Origin of the sequence: Paraburkholderia sp. SIMBA_030 (assembly GCF_046535245.1) — a bacterium.
Classification (GTDB): Bacteria; Pseudomonadota; Gammaproteobacteria; order Burkholderiales; family Burkholderiaceae; genus Paraburkholderia.
On record NZ_JAWRXB010000458.1, the window covers coordinates 1 to 274 of the forward strand.

Sequence of the window (274 nt, forward strand, 5' to 3'; positions counted from 1 at the left end):
CTCGCAAATGCGCGGTATGCAAATGCGTGCAGGCGCGACTCAGCAAGCAGTTATTCCTTGGACCTCTATCAAGAGTTGGGATGAGACTGACGACTATATCTTTATGATGTTTGAGCTAAAAGGTCAGCAAGGTAGCCAAATCGTACCGAAACGCTTGCAAGCACAGAAGTTTCCTATCGATACGATACGTCAACATTTACAAGAAGTGGTTCCTGTGAAAGGCTTAAACCCTGAAAACTTGCAGCCACCAGCATAAATGTAATGAGGTCTCTCT

General features: G+C 45.3%; 1 protein-coding gene. It reads left to right on the forward strand.

Annotation, left to right across the window (positions count from 1 at the left end; all coding sequences use genetic code 11):
* Positions 1-256: YcxB family protein (locus SB772_RS40770; protein WP_410838621.1), on the forward strand; the 256-nt coding region annotated here is incomplete at its 5' end.
* Positions 257-274: the final 18 nt, after the last annotated feature.